Origin of the sequence: Streptomyces sp. NPDC048659 (assembly GCF_040650575.1) — a bacterium.
In the GTDB taxonomy this organism is placed as follows: domain Bacteria; phylum Actinomycetota; class Actinomycetes; order Streptomycetales; family Streptomycetaceae; genus Streptomyces.
In genome coordinates this window covers 39,424-58,000 of sequence record NZ_JBEZHM010000020.1, presented here as the reverse complement: position 1 = coordinate 58,000, position 18,577 = coordinate 39,424, and the positions used below count along the sequence as shown (strand labels likewise).

Genomic DNA, 18,577 nt, shown 5'->3' with positions numbered 1-18,577 from the left:
TTCGTCAACTTCCGCCGGTAAAACGGGGAGCGCTGGGTAATCCTTCCCGTGCCGTCCCGGCCGCCCGGCCCGCCGGGACCGACCGGGACCGACCGAGACCGCCGAGCCCGCATGGGGTCCGCCGGGTCCATCGGGCCCGCAGGGGTCCACCGGGCCCGCCGGGCCCGCCGAGACGAACCGGGAGTTCCCGTGCACGCGACCGACCAGCCCGCCCCGCGGATACGCGAGCGGACCCCCGCACCGATCCGCGTCCCCCGGCAGGGCCCGCTCACCAGCGAACCCCCGCTCGCCGACGCCGCACCCCTCACCAGCGAGCCGCCGCTCATCGAGGCGGCCCCCCTGACCAGCGAACCCACCGCCCGGGGCACCGCGGGCGGCACGGAGTCACCCGGAGTGTGAAGTGACCCTGGCCCGTCTCGCCGAACTGCACGGCGTCGCCACCGAGTACGCCCCCTCCGAAGGGGTCACGGTCGCCGTGCCCGAGGCCACGGTGGTGGCCGTCCTGCGCGCCCTGGACGTCGACGCGTCCACGCCCGAGGCGCTCGCCGCCGCGCTCGGCGCGGCCGAACGGGCCGCCCGCGCCCGCCTGCTGGCACCCACCCTCGTCCACTGGCGGGACGGGCCCGCGCGCCCCGCCCTCGGGCTGCCGCCCGGCACCCGGCTCACCGTCACCACCGAGGACGGCACGACCGTCACCTGGCCCACCGTCACCGGCCCCACCGGGTCGGCCGTCACGAGCCCCACGAGCCCCACGAGCCCCACGAGCCCCACGAGCCCCACGAGCCCCGCCGGGGCGTCCGCCGGCGCGCCCCCCGACTGGAGCGCCCTCCCGCTCGGCGTGCACCGGCTCGCCGCCGAGACCCCCGACGGGCGCCGGGGCGCCGCCACCCTGATCGTCGCCCCCGCGCACGCGCCGGGGCCCGAGGGGCGCTCCCACGGCCTGCTCGTCCAGCTCTACTCGCTGCTCTCCGCCCGCTCCTGGGGCATGGGCGACCTCGGCGACCTGCGGGAGCTCGCCGACTGGGCGGGCCGGACGCACGGCACCGGATTCGTGCAGGTCAACCCCCTGCACGCGGCCGTGCCCGGCGCGCCCACCGACCCCTCCCCGTACCGCCCCTCCTCGCGCCGCTTCCCGGACCCGGTGCACCTGCGGATCGAGGACGTCCCCGAGTACGCGCTGCTCGGCCCGGACCGGCGCGAGGAGCTCGAAGCCGTCCTCGCCGACGCGGGCGAGCTGCGCGAACGGGTCATCGGCAAGGGCGCGCTGATCGACCGGGACGCCGTCTGGGCGGCCAAGCTGCGGGCCCTCGAACTGATCCACACCGTGGAGCTCGGCCCCGGCCGCCGCGCCGCCTACCGCGACTTCCTCGCCGAGCGCGGGCGCGCCCTGGAGGACCACGCCACCTACCAGGCGCTCGCCGAGCGGCACGGGCACCACTGGCGCCGCTGGCCCGAGGAGCTGCGCGAGCCGCGGGCGGCCGAGGCGGCCGTCCGGGCCGACGCGGAGCTCGCCGCGCGGGTCGACTTCCACTGCCGGCTGGCCTGGCTGACGGACGGCCAGCTCGCCGCCGCCGCGGACACCGCCCGGCGGGCCGGGATGGCGGTCGGGATCGTCCACGACCTGGCCGTCGGCGTCCACCCGGACGGCTCCGACGCGTGGGCCCAGCGGCACGTCTTCGCCGCCGGGATGTCCGTGGGCGCCCCGCCCGACGCCTTCAACGCCCGAGGCCAGGACTGGGGCCTGCCGCCCTGGCGCCCGGACGCGCTGGCCGCCGAGGGCTACGCCCCGTACCGGGGTCTGCTGCGCGAACTGCTGCGGCACGCGGGCGCGCTGCGGATCGACCACGTCATGGGCCTGTTCCGGCTCTGGTGGGTGCCCGAGGGCGCGGAGCCCGCCGAGGGCACGTACGTGCGGCACGACGCCGAGGCCATGCTCGCCCTCCTCGTCCTGGAGGCCCACCGCGCGGGCGCCCTCGTCATCGGCGAGGACCTCGGCACGGTCGAGCCGGGTGTCCGGGAGGCGCTGGCCCGGCGCGGGGTGCTCGGCACCTCGGTGCTCTGGTTCGAGCGGGACTGGGCGGGCACCGGGCGCCCGCTGCCCCCGGAGGCGTGGCGGCCCGGCTGCGTGGCCACCGCCACCACCCACGACCTGCCCCCCACCGCCGCCCGGCTCTCCGGCGCCCATGTGACGCTCCGCCACCGGCTCGGGCTGCTCCCCGGCGACCTGGAGCGGGAGCGGGCCCGGGACGCCGCCGAGACCGCCGAGTGGCTGGGGCTGCTCCAGCGGCTGGGGCTGCTGCCGGAGGGGCCGGGCGACGAGGCGGCGGAGATCAGGGCCTTCCACCGCTTCCTGGCGGCCACCCCGGCGCGGCTGGTCGGGATGTGGCTGCCGGACGCGGTGGGGGACCGCAGGCCGCAGAACCTGCCGGGGACCTGGGACCAGTACCCCAATTGGCGGCTGCCGCTCGCGGACCCCGACGGGCAGCCGCTGACCCTGGAGCGGCTGGCCGCCTCGCCCCGCGCGCACGCGCTGTTCCGGACGCTCGCGGAGGAGGTCGGGGCCCGTACGGCACCCCCGGGCGCGCGGTCGGTTTAGGTGTTCGCTACTTTTGCACCGTGGACAAGAAGAACGCCCTGCGCGCCGGCGCCGTCGCGGCCGGTACGACGCTGATGATGCTGCTCATGTCGTCCCCCGCGCTCGCGCTGACCCGCGACGACGGTGACGACCCGGCCCCGAAGCTGAGTGTCGCCGAGACCCTCGGCCTGTTTGTCGCGGCACCGGTGGTGCTGTTCCTGGTGATCATCGGCCTGGTGGCGGTGCTCGACAAGTCCAGGAAGAAGGCGTAAGCCCCACCCGCTCCTCATGAGGGCGCCGCACGGCACGTGTTGCCGCGCGGCGCCTTTCTGCGTCTTCGGGGGCCCCGGGGGCCCCGCGCGTCTCACACCGTCGTGGCGAGGAGCTTGCGCAGCAGCGTCGACAGCTGCTCCGACTCCTCCGGGGTGAGCGCCGCCTCCACGGCCGCCGCCTGCTGCGCGAGCCCGGCGCCGACGGCCTGGTCCACGAGGACGCGGCCCTCCTCGGTGAGGGTGACCCGCAGCCCGCGCCGGTCGTTCGGGTCGGGGCTGCGGGTGATCAGCCCCGACCGCTCCAGCTTGTCCAGCCGGCCCGTCATCCCGCCGGTCGTGATCATCAGCGTGGCGGTGAGCTGGCGCGGGGAGAGCGTGTACGGCTCGCCCGAGCGCCGCAGCGTCGCGAGCACGTCGAACTCGCCGAGCGACATCCCCCCGTACGGCGCGTACGCCTTGTCGACCCTGCTCCGCATGGCGCCGGCCAGCCGGTAGATCCGCCCGAAGACCGCCATCGGCAGGGTGTCCAGGTCGGGGCGGACGGCCGCCCACTGGTCGGTGATGGCGTCGACGGCGTCGTGCGCGGGTCCCGCGGCGGGGGTGTGCGTGTCCATGGCCCCATTTTCCCCTCTTCGCTGACTCGGTGGCAAGAAAGCCACTTGCAAGTAAGTAGCTTAGTGGTAAGTTAATTACCAGCAAGCCACACGGCGAGCTGACCACCGCCTCCAGGGGGGAACCTGCCATGTCCCGCAAGGCCGCCACCGTCGCACTGACCGCGCTCGCCCCGATCTCCTGGGGCTCGACCTACTTCGTGACCACCGAGTTCCTGCCGCCCGACCGGCCGCTGCTCACCGGTCTGCTGCGCGCCCTGCCCGCCGGCCTCGTCCTCCTGGCCCTCACCCGCAAGCTGCCGCAGGGGGCCTGGTGGTGGAAGTCGGCCGTCCTCGGCGCCCTCAACATCGGAGCCTTCTTCCCGCTCCTCTTCCTCGCCGCCTACCGCCTGCCCGGCGGGGTCGCCGCCGTCGTCGGCTCGGTCGGCCCGCTCTTCGTCGTCGGCCTCGCCGCCCTGTTCCTCGGCGACAAGCCCACCGTGAAGGGGCTGCTCACGGCCATCGCCGCCGCCTTCGGCGTCAGCCTCGTGGTCCTGAAGGCGGGCGCGGCGCTCGACGCGATCGGCGTGGTCGCCGGACTGCTCTCCGCCCTCTCGATGTCCGCGGGCACCGTCTTCACCAAGCGCTGGGGACGCCCCGAGGGTGTCGGGGCCCTGGCCCTCACCGGCTGGCAGCTCAGCGCGGGCGGCCTGATCATCCTGCCCGTCGCCTTCCTGATCGAGGGCGCCCCGCCCGCCCTGACCGGCACCAACCTGGCCGGCTACGCCTACCTCGCCTTCGGCAACACCGCGATCTCCTACTTCCTCTGGTTCCGCGGCATCGAGCAGCTCAGCGCCTCCTCGGTCACCCTGCTCGGCCCGCTCTCCCCGATCACCGCCGCCGTCATCGGCTGGGCCGCCCTCGGCCAGGCGCTCGGCCCGGTGCAGCTGCTCGGCATGGTGATCGCCTTCGGCGCGACCCTGCTCGGCCAGATGGGACCCCGTACCCCGAAGGCGGGGAAGGCGGGGAAGGTGGCGGAGGGGGCCGCCGGGACTCCCCAGGTCGGCGAATCGTTCAGCTCCACTGAAAAGAACGGTCAGGAAGTTTCGATGGACCTGGAGGGTGCGGCGGTGCGACGGTAGCCCGCATGACACAGACCGAGATCACCACCCGCCACCCCACCGAGAGGCCGGCGCCCGCGAGAGGACTCGCGAAGGGCGCCGGCCTCGGCGTGCTGCTCGCCCTGCTCGCAACCGTCGTCTGGTCCGGCAGCTTCGTCGCCACCCGCGACATGGCCGACAGCGTCCCGCCCGTCCAGGCCGTCTTCTGGCGCTGGCTCATCGCCGTCGCCGCCGTCGCCCCCTTCGCCGCCCGCCCCTTCTGGCGGCAGCGCGCCGTCATCCGCCGCCACCTCGGCTACGTGACCCTCGCCGCGCTGTTCGGCGTCACCCTCTACAACACCCTCGTACACCAGGCCGGACTCACCACCTCCGCCTCCAACATGGGCATGATCATGGCCGCCTCCCCGGTCCTCATGGCGGTCTACGCCCGGCTCGGCGGCGAGCGCCTCGGCCTGCGCCGGGTCGCCGGGATGCTGATCGCCGCCCTCGGCGTCCTGCTGCTCGTCGGCAAGGGCTCGCTCGCCGTCGACTTCTCCTCCGGCGACCTGTGGATGTTCGCCGCCGCCCTGTCCTTCGCCACGTACAGCGCCCTGCTCAAGCGCCGGCCCGCCGAGATCGACCAGCTCGCCTTCCTCCTCGCCACCTTCCTGCTCGGCGCGCTGATGCTGGCCCCCGCCTACGCCGTCTCCCTCGCCGTCCAGGGCGGCTTCACCGCCCGCCCCGGGACCGTCGGGCCGCTCCTCTACGTCGGCGTGCTCTCCTCCGCCGTCGCCTTCTTCGCCTGGAACCGGGCCGTCTCCCTCATCGGCGCCGCCCGCGCGGGTGTCGTCTACTACCTCCAGCCCGTCTGCGTCGCCCTCCTCTCGTACGCCCTGCTCGGCGAACACCTCGGCCTCGCCGGGGCCCTGAGCATGGCGCTCATCCTCGGCGGGGTGGCGCTGAGCTCGGCCAGGTAGGTTGCGGCCCATGACCGAGTGGGACATCAAGAAGCTCCGGATCCTCCGCACCCTCCGCGACCGGGGCACCGTGACCGCCACCGCGGACGCGCTCCTGATGACCCCCTCGGCCGTCTCCCAGCAGCTCACCAACCTGTCGAAACAGCTCGGCGTGCGGCTCCTGGAGGCGCACGGCCGCCGGGTCCGGCTCACCGACGCGGCCCACCTCGTGCTGCGGCACGCCGAGGCCGTCTTCGCCCAGCTGGAGCGCGCCGAGGCCGAACTCGACGCCCACCTGCGGGGCGAGGCGGGCCGCGTCCGGGTCGCCGCCTTCTCCACCGCCGTGCCCGCCCTCGTCGTCCCCGCCGTGCAGGCGCTGCGCACCGCCCACCCCGGGCTCGACGTGCGGATCCGCGAGGCCGAGGCCGCCGAGGCGTACGAACTGCTCACCGCCGGCGAGGCCGAACTGGCCCTCTCGCTCGCCGCCCACGCGCCCACCGCCCGCGACCCCCAGTTCAGCCGCTTCCCGCTGCTCGCCGACCCGCTCGACGTGGCCCTGCCCGCCGGGCACCCGCTCGCGGAGGCACCCGGACTGCGGCTGGCCGACCTCTCCGCCGAGCCCTGGATCTACGGCGGCTCGGGCCCCTGGTCGGAGATCACCACCGCCGCCTGCGAGGCCGCCGGGTTCGTCCCCGAGCAGGCGCACAGCGCGGCCGGCTGGACCGCGATCCTCGCCATGGTCGAGGCCGGTCTGGGGGTCGCCCTGGTCCCGCGGATGGCCGCCGCCGAGCGCCGCACCGGGGTCGTCATGCGGGTCCTCTCCGCCGACCAGCCGCGCCGCCACGTCGTCGCGGCCGTGCGGCGCGGGGCCGAGGAGGGACCGGCCGTGGCCCGGGTGCTGGCCGCGCTGCGCGGGGCCGCCGTCCAGCGGGAGGCCCCGGACACCTTTCAACAGAACTGAACGACGACATCGGAAACATTCGATGGACCCGGCCGTGGCGGTGGCGGCACAGTCGGAGCCATGAGCCTCGACGACACCACCGCCCAGGACCCGCACGCCAACGACGCCGCCCCCTACGCGGGAGGCGACCCCTACGCCGACTACCGCGCCGGGGACTTCCCGTACACCGAGCTGGTCGACCTCGCCGACCGCCGCCTCGGCGCCGGGGTGGTCGCCGCCAACGACGAGTTCTTCGCCGAGCGCGAGAACCTCCTGGTCCGCGAGCGGGCCGTCTTCGACCCCGAGCACTTCGGCCACAAGGGCAAGATCATGGACGGCTGGGAGACCCGCCGCAGGCGCGGCGCCGACGCCGCCCACCCCTTCCCGGCCCCCGAGGACCACGACCGGGCGATCGTCCGCCTCGGCGCCCCCGGCGTCATCCGCGGCATCGTCGTCGACACCGCCCACTTCCGCGGCAACTACCCCCAGCGCGTCAGCGTCCAGGCCGCAGCCGTCGAGGGCACCCCGAGCCCCGAGGAGCTGCTGGACGCGAAGTGGGAGGAGCTCGTGCCGCCCACCCCGGTGCGCGGCCACGCCGCCAACGGCTTCACCGTCGACGCCGAGCGCCGCTACACCCACCTGCGGCTCTGCCAGCACCCCGACGGCGGCATCGCCCGGCTGCGGGTGTACGGCGAGGTCGTCCCGGACCCGGAGTGGCTGGACGTGCTCGGCACCCTCGACCTGGTCTCCGTCCTCAACGGCGGGGTGTACGAGGACGCCTCCGACCGCTTCTACTCCTCGCCCACCCAGATCATCCTGCCCGGCACCTCCCGCAAGATGGACGACGGCTGGGAGAACCGCCGCCGCCGGGTGCGCGGCACCAACGACTGGGTGCGCTTCCGGCTCGCCGCCCAGGGCGCCGTCCGCGCGGTCGAGATCGACACCGCCTACCTCAAGGGCAACTCGGCCGGCTGGATCGCCCTCCAGGGCTGCAACGGCGACCCCGACGGCGGCGCCGAGTGGTTCGAGATCATCCCCCGCACCCGCCTCCAGCCCGACACCCTCCACCGCTTCACGCTCCCCGCGCACGCCGTCGTCACCCACGTCCGGCTCGACGCCTTCCCGGACGGCGGCGTCGCCCGGATGCGGCTGCACGGCAGCCTCACCGACGAGGGCGCGGCCGGACTCCGGGCCCGCTACGCGCGGCTGACCGGCTGACCGGCTGACCGGCTGACCGGCTGACCGGATGGCCGCTGAGCGTCTGACGGCCTGACCGCCCGTCGGACGCTCTGGCAGGTCCACGGCAAAAGATCATTAGGCTCTCCGGACATGAGACTCCTCCAGAGAGCGATGGTCGCGCTCACCCTCCTGGTCTCCGCGGTCCTCACGACCGCGGGGCCCGCCGGGGCCGAAGACCTCGTCGAGCCCGCCACCGCGCCACCGGCGCGCGTCCTCTCGTACAACGTCTGCGGCAACTCGCTGCCCTGCCGGAGCCCGCTGGACCTGCCCGCCTGGACCGCCAGGGTCAAGGAGCAGACGCTCGCCTGGGACGCCGACGCCCTGATGCTCCAGGAGCTCTGCTTCGGCCAGTGGACCTCGCTGCGCACCGCGCTCGCCGACGCGGGCTACACCGCCGTCTGGGGCTTCACCACCAAGGTCTCCGGCTGCGAGAAGTGGGGCACCGACACCGGCTTCGGCCTCGGCGTCTTCGTCAAGGCCCCCGCCGTCGACCGGTACACGGCGAGCCTGACCACCGCCTTCGAGCCCCGCTCGGTGCTCTGCGCCCGGGGGCCCGTCGACGGGCGCACCTCGCTCCTGTGCACCACCCACCTCGACCAGAAGATCACGCCCGACAACGGCTCCTCCCAGGTCATGGCCCACATCGACGGCTGGGCCGGCGGAATCCCGGTGATCCTCGGCGGCGACTTCAACGCCGCCCCGTCCTACCCGGCCCTCGACCCCGTCCGCGCCGGCCTGCCCGGCACCGGCCCCTTCGTGGAGGCCGACGCGACCGACGCCGACTTCTTCACCCAGGAGTGCCGGGACAGCGGCGCCACCGCCTGCCGTACGGGCGAGCCCACCACGTACGACGGCAAGAAGTTCGACCACGTCTTCTACAGCGCCCGCGACTTCGACACCGCCCGCGCCGACGCCGTCGAGGCCCCCGACGGCACCGCCCCGCTCTCCGACCACAAGGCGCTGCGCGCCGCCGCGCAGCCGAAGGCCCGGCCCGGCGACCTGACCGGCGACGGGCGGCCCGACCTCCTCGCCGTCAAGGACGACGGCGCCCTGCGCCTCTACCCCGGCACCGGCACGGGCGCCGTCTCCGGGGCGCGACAGCTCGGCACCGGCTGGGCCGGCGCCGCCGTCAGCCACCGCGGCGACTGGACCGGCGACGGCCGCGACGACGTGCTCGCCCGCGTCGGCGACGAGCTGTGGGTCCACCCGGTGACCGGCGACGGCGTCCTCGGCACCCGGATCGCCATGGGCGGCCGGCCCACCGGCTGGTCCAACGGCGGCGCCCTCCCGCTGGCCGCCGGGGACGTGGACGGCGACGGCCTGCCCGACGTCCTCGCCCGCAGCACCACCGGCCTCTGGCTGCACCGCGGCGGCCCCGCCGTCGACGGGAAGCCCACCTTCGCGCCCCGCGCCGCCGTCAAGGTCGGCGGCCCCGAATGGGCCGGCTACGACGTGCTCCTGCCCGGCGACACCACCGGCGACGGCAAGGCCGACGTCTGGGGCCGCGACCGCGCCACCGGCGAGATCCGGGCGTACGCGAGCCAGGGCGCCGCCCCGCTCGCCGCCGCCCCCGCCCCGCTCACCGGCGGCCCCTGGCCCGTCGCCGACCGCCGCCTCGCCGTCTCGGCCGGGGACGTGACCGGCGACGGCCTGCCGGACCTGTGGACCACCCGTACCAGCGGCACCGCCGAGAACCTGGAGCTCCTCCCCGGCACCGCCACCGGCCTCGGCACCCCGGTGACCATCGGGACCGGCGGCTGGCAGTGGCTCACCGCCCTGGGCTGACGCGCCAAGGGGAAGGCCCCGGACCGAGACCGGTCCGGGGCCTTCCCTCGTACGGGGCGGATCAGGCGGCGGAGGCGTCCGCGGCCCGCGCCTTCAGCGCCCGCTCGACACCCGCGCGGGACTCCGTCACCATGCGGCGCAGCGCCGGCGCCGGGTCGTTCGCGGCGATCCACGCGTCCGTGGCGTCCAGGGTGGACTGCGAGACCTGGAGCGACGGGTAGAGCCCGACCACGATCTGCTGCACGATCTCGTGGCTGCGGGTCTCCGCGATCCCCTTGATCGCGGCGAAGTACTTCACCGCGTACGGGGCGATCAGCTCGCGCTGGTCGGCCTGGACGAAGCCGCCGATCACGGCCTCCTGCACCGCGTTGCCCAGCGTGTCGCCCTCGACGACCTGCGCCCACGCCTCGGCCTTGGCGGCCTCGGTCGGACGGGCCGCGCGGGCCGTCGCCGCGTGGCGCTCGCCCGCCGCGGTGCGGTCCCGCTCCAGCTCCGCCGCGATCTCCGGCTCGTCGATCCGGCCGGTCGCCGCGAGCCGCTGCACGAAGGCCCAGCGCAGCTCGGTGTCGACGGCCAGGCCGTCCACCGCCACGTCACCGGAGAGCAGACCCGCGAGCACGTCCAGCTCGGCCTCCTCCCGCGCGGTGGCCGCGAAGGCCCGCGCCCAGGCGAGCTGGTGGTCGCTGCCCGGGGCCGCCGCGCGCAGCTGCTCCTGGGCGAAGGCGCCCCAGCGGGCCAGGCCCTCGGCGCGCCACTCCGGCGCCGCGTACAGGTCGAGGGCCGCCTTGACCTGGCCCTGGAGCGACTGGACCACGCCGATGTCGGTCTCCTTGGCGATGCCGGAGAGCACCAGGTCCAGGTAGTCGCGGGTGGCCAGCTCCCCGTCGCGGGTCATGTCCCAGGCGGAGGCCCAGCACAGCGCGCGCGGCAGCGACTCGGTGAAGTCGCCCAGGTGCGCGGTGACGTTCTTCAGGGACACCTCGTCGAGGCGGACCTTGGCGTACGACAGGTCGTCGTCGTTGAGGAGGACGACCGCCGGACGGGTCTTGCCGACGAGCTGCGGCACGGCCGTCAGCTCGGCCGCCTCGATGTCCAGCTCGACCCGCTCGGTGCGGACCAGCTTGCCGGCCGCGTCCAGGTCGTAGAAGCCGATGGCGATCCGGTGCGGGCGCAGCACGGCCTCGCCCTTGGCGCCGGCGGGCAGCGCCGGGGCGGTCTGGCGGACGGCGAAGGAGGTGACGGAGCCGTTCTCGTCGGTCTCGATCTCGGGCCGCAGCACGTTGATGCCGGCGGTCTCCAGCCACGCCTTCGACCAGGACTTCAGGTCGCGCCCGGAGGTCTCCTCCAGCGCGCCGAGCAGGTCGGCCAGGCGGGTGTTGCCGAAGGCGTGGGCCTTGAAGTACGCCTGCACGCCCTTGAAGAACTCGTCCTGGCCGACGTAGGCGACGAGCTGCTTGAGGACGGAGGCGCCCTTGGCGTACGTGATCCCGTCGAAGTTGACGAGCACGTCCTCCAGGTCGTTGATCTCCGCCATGATCGGGTGCGTCGACGGGAGCTGGTCCTGGCGGTAGGCCCAGGTCTTCTCCGCGTTGGCGAAGGTCGTCCAGGCGTTCGGCCAGCGGGTGCCCGCGACGGACGCCTGGCAGGCGACCGAGGTGTAGGTGGCGAACGACTCGTTCAGCCACAGGTCGTTCCACCACTCCATGGTGACGAGGTCGCCGAACCACATGTGGGCGAGCTCGTGCAGGATGGTCTCGGCGCGCCGCTCGTAGGCCGCGTCCGTCACCTTCGAGCGGAAGACGTACTGGTCGCGGATGGTGACCGCGCCCGCGTTCTCCATCGCGCCCGCGTTGAACTCCGGCACGAAGAGCTGGTCGTACTTCGCGAACGGGTAGTCGTACGCGAACTTCTCCTGGAACCAGCCGAAGCCCTGGCGGGTCACGTCGAAGATGTGGTCCGCGTCGAGGAACTCCGCGAGCGACGGACGGCAGTAGATGCCCAGCGGCACGACCTGCCCGCCGGGGCCCTCGTACGTCGAGTGCACCGAGTGGTACGGGCCGACGATCAGGGCGGTGATGTACGTGGAGATGCGCGGGGTCGGCTCGAAGACCCACACGTCGTCCTTGGGCTCCGGCGTGGGGGAGTTCGAGATGACCGACCAGCCGGCCGGGGCCTTCACGGTGAACTGGAAGGTCGCCTTCAGGTCGGGCTGCTCGAAGGAGGCGAAGACGCGGCGCGCGTCCGGCACCTCGAACTGGGTGTAGAGATACGCCTGGCCGTCGACCGGGTCGACGAAGCGGTGCAGGCCCTCACCGGTGTTGGTGTACGCGCAGTCGGCGACGACCTTCAGCTCGTTGCGGCCCTCGGCGAGGTGCTTGAGCGCGATCCGGGCGTCCCGGAAGACGGCGGCGACGTCGAGGCTGTGCCCGTTGAGCACGACCTCGTGGACGGCGGGGGCGATGAGGTCGATGAAGGTCTCGGCCCCGGCCTCGGCGGAATCGAAGCGGACGGTGGTGACGGACCGGTAGGTGCCGCCCTCCTGCGCACCGGTGAGGTCGAGGTCGACCTCGTACGCGTCCACGGACAGCAGCTTCGCCCGCTGCGCCGCCTCTTCACGGGTCAGGTTTGTGCCAGGCACCCGGTCAACTCCTAGGTTTCGTGACGTTTGGGCCATCCTTCCACGGGGGGTGTCGCGGACGCACGGCGCATTTCCCAGGGCGAACAAGCGAAGGGCGCCCCTCCCGAGGAGGGGCGCCCTTTGGTGCGTTTCCTGCCGGTTTCAGCCCTTGAGCTCGGCCGCGACCAGCTCCGCGATCTGCACCGCGTTGAGCGCGGCGCCCTTGCGCAGGTTGTCGTTGGAGAGGAAGAGCGCGAGGCCGTGCTCGACGGTCTCGTCGACGCGGATGCGGCCCACGTAGGAGGCGTCCTTGCCGGCCGCCTGGAGCGGGGTCGGGATCTCGGAGAGCTCGACGCCCTCGGCGTCCTTCAGCAGCTCGTAGGCGCGCTCGACGCTGATCGCGCGGTCGAAGCGGGCGTTGACCTGGAGCGAGTGGCCGGAGAAGACCGGGACGCGCACGCAGGTGCCGGAGACCTTGAGCTCCGGGATCTCCAGGATCTTGCGGGACTCGTTGCGGAGCTTCTGCTCCTCGTCGGTCTCGAAGGAGCCGTCGTCGACGATCGCGCCGGCCAGCGGCAGCACGTTGAAGGCGATCGGACGCTTGTAGACACCGGGCTCGGGGAAGTCGACGGCGCCGCCGTCGTGAGTCAGCCCGGCTGCGCCCTCGGCGACGGCCTTGATCTGCCCGTCGAGCTCGGCCACCCCGGCCACGCCGGAGCCGGACACGGCCTGGTAGGTGGTGGCGATCAGCGCGACCAGACCGGCTTCCTGGTGGAGCGGCTTGAGGACCGGCATGGCGGCCATCGTGGTGCAGTTCGGGTTGGCGATGATCCCCTTGGGGCGGTCCTTGATCGCGTGCGGGTTGACCTCGGACACGACCAGCGGGACCTCGGGGTCCTTGCGCCAGGCGGAGGAGTTGTCGATCACGACGGCGCCCTGCGAGGCGACCTTCTCGGCGAGCGCCTTGGAGGTGGCGCCGCCGGCCGAGAAGAGCACGATGTCCAGGCCGGTGTAGTCGGCGGTGGCCGCGTCCTCGACCGTCACGCCGTCCAGGACGCTGCCGGCGGAACGGGCGGAGGCGAAGAGCCGCAGCTCGTCGATCGGGAACTTCCGCTCGGCCAGGATCCTGCGCATGACTGTGCCGACCTGACCGGTGGCTCCGACGATTCCGACCTTCACGGGGGTTCCTCCGTACGTTTGTGCAGGGTGCTGGCGCTTCCATGATGCGGGTGTCCCGGCCCGCCTTGTCCAATCCATTGTCCAAGGGCCGGGACGGAACCCGGGACACGGAAGGGGCGGGCACCGGTTCCGGTGCCCGCCCCTCACTGGTGGTACGTCGTTACGGGACGACGTTCCCGATCACCACGTTGCCGGTGCCGGCGGCGGTGCCGCGGGCGTTCAGCAGGCGGACCTCGCCGAAGAACTGGCGGCCCTCGGGAGCCGCGGCGTTGACCACGACCTCCGCGGAGACCTGGGCGGTGCCGCCGTTGGCCAGCGTGACCGGCTTCGACTCGTCGACCTTCACGGAGCCGAGCGCGGACGAGTAGTACACGTCCTTGTAGTCGTAGCTGGTGCCGCCGGCCGCCTGCACCGAGTAGCCGTCGATGATGACGGTGTAGGTGCCGGGGGCGGGCTTGACCAGGCTGACGGACTCCTCGGAGTCGCCGTCGGCGGACTGGCCGACCTGGACGTCGCCCAGCTTGACCGTGAGGTCGAGGTCGGCGGACAGGTCGGAGGTGTTGCCGATCGCGATGTCGAGGCGCTCGACGCCCTCACCGATGGTGACGGTCTTGATCTGCTGCTCGTGGTGCTGGATGGTCGCCTTCTCGGACTTCTGCGAGCCGAGCGAGCCGCCCTTCAGGCGCCCGTCGAGGGCCGCGAACTCGTTCGAGACCTTCCACGACACGGCGGCCGGGATGCCGATCTTCGCCTCGGGGACCGTCTGGACGGCCGGGTCGAAGGTGGCGCCGAGCACCGAGACGTTCAGCTTGAACGGGTTGTCCAGGTCCGGCGAGGTGCGGCGGGACTCGACGATGATCTCCCACACACCCGGCAGCGGGTTGGCGTAGGAGCGCAGGTCCGGACGGCAGGTGTTCGCCGGGTTGTAGTGCGGGTAGCACTGGTTCGTCGCGTTGTCCTCCATGGCGACGCCGTACGGGTGCTGGGTGATGAACCGGGTCTGGCTCTTCTCCTTCAGCCCGCTCAGCGAGACCTCGAGGGTCTTGGCGCCCTTCGGCACGGTGACGAAGTACGACTTGCTGCTGTTGCGCTGCGTCGTGCTGGTGGCCGAGAAGCCGTAGCCCGGGCCGACCAGGTCGCTGGAGACGACCGAGGTGGCGAGGATCTGCTTGTCGACGCCCTCGGTGCGCTCGTCGTCGGCCTCCAGGATGACGCTGTGCACGCCGGCGGAGGTGGGACGGGCTTCCAGCTTGACGGTGACCGGCTTGTTCAGCGGCAGGCGCACCTCGTCGGAGCCGAGGATCCGGAAGGTGCCGTCGTTGTACTTCAGGTCCAGCTCGTGCTCGACCGACCGGTCCGGGCCGCTCGTGCGCGTGATGGTGACGTCGTAGACCTTCTTCTGGCCGACCTTGAGGCCGCCCTGGCGGTCGTACACGCCGGTGCCGGTGTGCGGGGCCGGGAAGATCGCGGTGTCGACCGGGGCCTCGACCTTGTAGTCGTGGGCGGTCGCGCCGTCCTTGATCGACTCCCAGGCGTCCTCGATGTCGATGAGGCCGGCGCCCTGCTCGTGGGCCGCGACACCCGGGATGCGCTTGGCGGTCGAGACGAGCGCGGTGCGCAGGGTGAGCGGGGAGAGCGCGATCTTCTTCTGCTTCGCGGCGGAGATCAGCAGCGCGCTCGCGCCCGCCGCCTGCGGCGAGGACATCGAGGTGCCGTTGAGCATGCCGTAGCCCGCGGGCAGCGGGTAGCCGGCCTCGGGGACGCTGCCGCCGGCCTGCCAGGTCGGGAAGGTGTTCACGGCCGAGCCGGGGGCGGTGATGGTCGGGGTGAAGCCGCCGTCCTCACGCGGGCCGCGCGAGGAGAAGGGGAACATGGCGTACTTCTTCTCGACGGCGGAGCCGTAGTTCGCGGCCCAGGTCTCCTTGGAGACGGCCGCGCCGACCGACAGGACCTTGTCGGCCAGGCCGGGGTCGCCGATCGTGTTGATGCCGGGGCCCTCGTTGCCGGCCGAGATGACCAGCTGGACGCCGTACGTGTCGATGAGCCGCGTGTAGAGGCGGGCGCGCACGTTGTCGCCGTCGTTCTGCAGCGGCAGGCCGCCGATCGACATGTTGACGATGTCGACGCCGCGGTTGGCGACGAGGTCGATCATGCCCTCGGTCAGCGCGGTGTTGGTGCAGCCGCCGGTCCAGGTGCAGGCACGGGCGGAGACGAGCTTCGCGCCGGGGGCGGCGCCGTTCATCTTGCCGCCGAACAGGCCGTTCGCGGTGGTGATGCCGGCGACGTGGGTGCCGTGCGAGGACTCGACGAGACCGATGTTGACGAAGTCGGCCTTCTTGCCGACCCAGGTGCCGCCCAGCGGGTCCATCGGCACGTCCTTGCGGATCTGCACGACGAACGGCGTCTTCTCGACGACCTCGGTGGCCGGGTTGTCGGTGCCGAAGTAGCCGACCTGGTTGCCGTCCTTGTACGGCTTCATCGGCTCGTTGTTGGTGAAGTCACCGTCCTGGTCGGTGTCCACGCGCACGGTGCCGGCGACCGGGTCGTACAGCAGGCCGAAGCGGTCGGTGGTGTCGCCGTCCCGGTTGATGTCGCCCGCCGGGTCGCCGCCCGCGGTGACCGACTCGCTGAAGCGGCTCCACTGGTACGAGCCCTCCGGGGCCTTCCAGCTCTGGCCGCCGGCGGTGAACACGGAGCCCGTGACCGGGGTGATCTGGGCGCGCCAGGTGCCGTCGCTCTCGGTGAGCGGGTCGGTGGCGGTGACCCAGTCGACGATCTTGCGCTCGCCGGTGGTGGTCTTCTGCAGGGCCGGGTGGCCGAGGTCGACACCCGAGTCGAGGATGCCGATGGTCACGCCGCGGCCGTCGGCCTTGGGGTGCTCCTTGACGAAGTCGACCGCGCCCGTCTCGTGCGACGGGTTGTACGGGTTGGCCGCCGGGGTGTTCTTGCTCGGCGCCGGGTAGGTGCGCTTGACGGTGGTGCCGTCGACCGCGCCCGTGGTGCCGGCGTCCGGGGTCGGGTCGTCCTGCTTGATCTCCGCCTGGAGGTCCACCGACTGCACCGAGGACAGCTTGGTGGCGGCCTTGATGGCGGCGTCGGCCTTGGCGGTCGGCAGGGTGGCGCGGACGTAGCCGAGCTTGTCGTCCTGCTTGCCCACGGAGGCGCCGGGCACCGCGTCGAGCTGGCCCGCGACCTGCTCGGTGGCGCCGGGGGCGGTGGCGACGAGCACGGTGACGTTGGCCTGGCCGGACGCCTCGGCCTCGGAGAGGCGCTGGGCGTCGGTGGCGCCGAGCTTGTCGGCGGGGTCGGCGATCTTCACCGGAACGGTGCCGGTCGCCGGGTCGTCGGCGGCGAGGACCGGAGCGGCACCGGCCGCGACGAGCGCGGTCACGAGGCCGGCGGCGGCGGCGATACGGGCCGCACGTCTGGTCCCGGAGGTGGAGCGTCCGGGTATGGAGCTCTGCGTTTCGGGGGTGGTCATTTACATCCCTGAATGTGAAAGAAGAGGGTCCGGATTTCGGTACCGGATGACCGCTCAGCCTTTCGTAAATGACAGGGGTTTGGGGAGAGTTACCGTGGGGCGGAATGCGCACGTGGCATACATCCGCCACTGCGAAAGATGCGCCACAGGGGACGAAAGCCCTCCAACAGGGGCGAGCCGCCCGCCCGTTGGCGGATGACTCGTCTCCCTTTGGACGATCTTTAGCCTTCCTTGGCGCGCGCGTAGTGGCGCGAAGCGCCGCCCTCAGATGGGCAGGGCCCAGCTCGGGCCGTCCGGGTCACCGAGCCACACGCGTTGGGCGTCCGGGGCGATGGTCATCCCGAATCCGGACACATGCGGTGAGCCATGGCTCACCCAGATCGCGAGGGCGTCCTCGACGGCGTCCCACAGCTTGACGGGGCCTCGTTGTGTCACGGTCCACCCGCCGGAGCCGTCCGGCCCGGTCCGCGCCTGCGAGCCGGTCGCCACGTCGAGCAGGATCTGCTCGGCTCCCGCCCCGAGGCGCTCGGCCGACGGCGCGGCGAGCTGCGCGACGAACCGGCCGGACCAGTCGTCGAGCTGGGCGGGGTCGATCCGGCTCGGCCGCTCTTCACCAGGCAGCAGCTCGAAGGGGCCGTGCGGTGGGCGGTCATGCGAGCGGGCCATCATGAACGAGGTGTACCCGGGCAGGAACCGCCCCGTGGCCCCGCCGTCGCCGTCATGGGTCAGGAGTACGAGGCCATGACCGAATCCCCACCCGGCGACGGTGACGAGCAGCGCTCCTCCGGCCTTGATCTGCCGCAGCAGGCCGTAGGGGATGTGCCGCATCGAGCAGAACGCGATGACGACGTCGTACGGCGCGCCGCCAGGGTGTCCGAGCAGTCCGTCGCCCGTGACGAGGGTCGGGGCGTATCCGGCTTCGGTGAGCGCCTTCCGTGCCCGCTCGGCGGCGTCCGGGTCGGTCTCGATCGACGTCGTGTCGGCCTCGCCGGCGATCTCGGAGACGACGGCCGTCGAGTAGCCGGTGCCGGTGCCGATGATCAGTACGTGCTTCCCGGCGGCGACACGGCCCTGCTCGATCATCCACAGGATGACCTCGGGGAGGGTCGAGGACGACGTCGGCTTGCCCCCGGCGACCGGATCGGACGCGTGCTCGGCGAGGACCCCGTCGAGTTGGGTCACCCAGGTGGTGTTCTCGTAGGCGAGGCGCAGCCACTCATCGGCCGGGACGTGGTCGCGGTGCACCGGGGTCCATACGGTGACACCAGGGGGCGGGCTCGGCTTGTAGACGGCGGAGCCGAGGAAGATCTCGCGCGGCACGGTCTCGGCCGCGCGGCGCACGTCGGCGTCGTGCAGTCGGTCGCCGTCGACGAGCTGCTCGACGAGCCGGCGGCGCAGGGACGCCGAGGTGTCAGCGGTCATGCGGGGGTGCCCTTCTGGAGGGTGTCGGCGAGCGCGCTCGCGATGGCGCGGGTCGTGTTGTCGTCGACGAAGGCCCATTGGCCGTTCGGGTTGCATTCGAGGAACCACCATCGGCCCTCGCCGTCGAGGGCGAAGTCGAAAGCCCCGAAGGTGAGCCCGAATGCGTGAAGGTAGGACCGGACGGCGGCACCGACGGCGGGCGGGACCGTGATCGGTGAGCAGGTGATCAGCCGTTGGTCCTGGCGCCAGTCGAGATGGTCGCCGTCGGTGTCGATGCGGGTCGCGAACAGGTCGCCGCCCACCGCGGCGAGGCGTATGTCGGCGACCTTCGGCACGCACGCCTGGAACAGGTGGGGGCACAGCGCGACTGAGTTGTCGAGCTCGTCCGCCCGACCGGGCGCACCCACACGGTGCGGTTCCG

Annotated in this window: 14 protein-coding genes; 8 read left to right on the top strand and 6 right to left on the bottom strand. The window is 73.0% G+C overall.

Going from position 1 to position 18,577, the window contains the following annotated elements; translation table 11 throughout:
- Window positions 1-129: 129 nt before the first annotated feature.
- The 3 genes from AB0C99_RS17735 to AB0C99_RS17725 are packed head-to-tail and all read left to right on the top strand — an operon-like array spanning window position 130 to window position 2,847.
- Window positions 130-399 carry a hypothetical protein gene (locus AB0C99_RS17735; RefSeq protein ID WP_362475896.1) on the top strand — a complete coding sequence of 90 codons (270 nt, stop codon included), beginning with the start codon at window positions 130-132 and terminating at the stop codon, window positions 397-399.
- Between the two features lies 1 nt (window position 400).
- Window positions 401-2,596 (top strand): 4-alpha-glucanotransferase, encoded by a 2,196-nt coding sequence (malQ, locus tag AB0C99_RS17730; protein ID WP_362475805.1) that lies wholly within the window; start codon window positions 401-403, stop codon window positions 2,594-2,596.
- 20 nt (window positions 2,597-2,616) lie between these two features.
- Window positions 2,617-2,847 (top strand): hypothetical protein, encoded by a 231-nt coding sequence (locus AB0C99_RS17725; protein WP_362475803.1) that lies wholly within the window; start codon window positions 2,617-2,619, stop codon window positions 2,845-2,847.
- 92 nt (window positions 2,848-2,939) lie between these two features.
- On the opposite strand, the gene AB0C99_RS17720 is transcribed toward AB0C99_RS17725, so the two are convergent.
- Window positions 2,940-3,461, bottom strand: a complete 522-nt coding sequence (locus tag AB0C99_RS17720; protein ID WP_362475801.1) for a MarR family transcriptional regulator — start codon at window positions 3,459-3,461, stop codon at window positions 2,940-2,942.
- 128 nt (window positions 3,462-3,589) lie between these two features.
- On the opposite strand from AB0C99_RS17720, the gene AB0C99_RS17715 reads away from it, so the two are divergent.
- The 5 genes from AB0C99_RS17715 (at window position 3,590) to AB0C99_RS17695 (ending at window position 9,457) form a co-directional block, all read left to right on the top strand.
- Window positions 3,590-4,579 (top strand): EamA family transporter, encoded by a 990-nt coding sequence (locus tag AB0C99_RS17715; RefSeq protein ID WP_362475799.1) that lies wholly within the window; start codon window positions 3,590-3,592, stop codon window positions 4,577-4,579.
- A 5-nt stretch (window positions 4,580-4,584) separates the two neighbouring features.
- Window positions 4,585-5,514, top strand: a complete 930-nt coding sequence (locus tag AB0C99_RS17710) for a DMT family transporter (RefSeq protein ID WP_362475797.1) — start codon at window positions 4,585-4,587, stop codon at window positions 5,512-5,514.
- A 10-nt stretch (window positions 5,515-5,524) separates the two neighbouring features.
- Complete coding sequence (locus tag AB0C99_RS17705) at window positions 5,525-6,454, top strand: LysR family transcriptional regulator (RefSeq protein WP_362475795.1); 930 nt, start codon at window positions 5,525-5,527, stop codon at window positions 6,452-6,454.
- A 60-nt stretch (window positions 6,455-6,514) separates the two neighbouring features.
- The gene (gene alc, locus AB0C99_RS17700; protein WP_362475793.1) at window positions 6,515-7,651 is read left to right on the top strand and encodes an allantoicase; all 1,137 of its coding nucleotides are present in this window, start codon (window positions 6,515-6,517) and stop codon (window positions 7,649-7,651) included.
- A gap of 111 nt (window positions 7,652-7,762) precedes the next feature.
- Window positions 7,763-9,457 (top strand): FG-GAP-like repeat-containing protein, encoded by a 1,695-nt coding sequence (locus tag AB0C99_RS17695; RefSeq protein WP_362475791.1) that lies wholly within the window; start codon window positions 7,763-7,765, stop codon window positions 9,455-9,457.
- Between the two features lie 61 nt (window positions 9,458-9,518).
- Here AB0C99_RS17695 and pepN read toward each other — a convergent pair whose 3' ends face one another.
- From pepN to AB0C99_RS17670, 5 genes are all read right to left on the bottom strand, one after another.
- Entirely contained in the window at window positions 9,519-12,095 is a 2,577-nt protein-coding gene (pepN, locus tag AB0C99_RS17690) for an aminopeptidase N (protein WP_362475789.1), read from the bottom strand.
- Between the two features lie 141 nt (window positions 12,096-12,236).
- A complete protein-coding gene (locus tag AB0C99_RS17685) occupies window positions 12,237-13,253 on the bottom strand; it encodes an aspartate-semialdehyde dehydrogenase (protein ID WP_362475787.1) in 1,017 nt (338 codons plus the stop codon).
- Window positions 13,254-13,413: 160 nt separating this feature from the next.
- Window positions 13,414-16,734 (bottom strand): S8 family serine peptidase, encoded by a 3,321-nt coding sequence (locus AB0C99_RS17680; protein WP_362475785.1) that lies wholly within the window; start codon window positions 16,732-16,734, stop codon window positions 13,414-13,416.
- Between the two features lie 264 nt (window positions 16,735-16,998).
- The gene (tgmC, locus tag AB0C99_RS17675) at window positions 16,999-18,156 is read right to left on the bottom strand and encodes an ATP-grasp peptide maturase system methyltransferase (protein WP_362475783.1); all 1,158 of its coding nucleotides are present in this window, start codon (window positions 18,154-18,156) and stop codon (window positions 16,999-17,001) included.
- Window positions 18,153-18,563 carry a hypothetical protein gene (locus AB0C99_RS17670; protein WP_362475909.1) on the bottom strand — a complete coding sequence of 137 codons (411 nt, stop codon included), beginning with the start codon at window positions 18,561-18,563 and terminating at the stop codon, window positions 18,153-18,155. Before AB0C99_RS17670 ends, tgmC begins: the two co-directional genes overlap by 4 nt.
- Window positions 18,564-18,577: the final 14 nt, after the last annotated feature.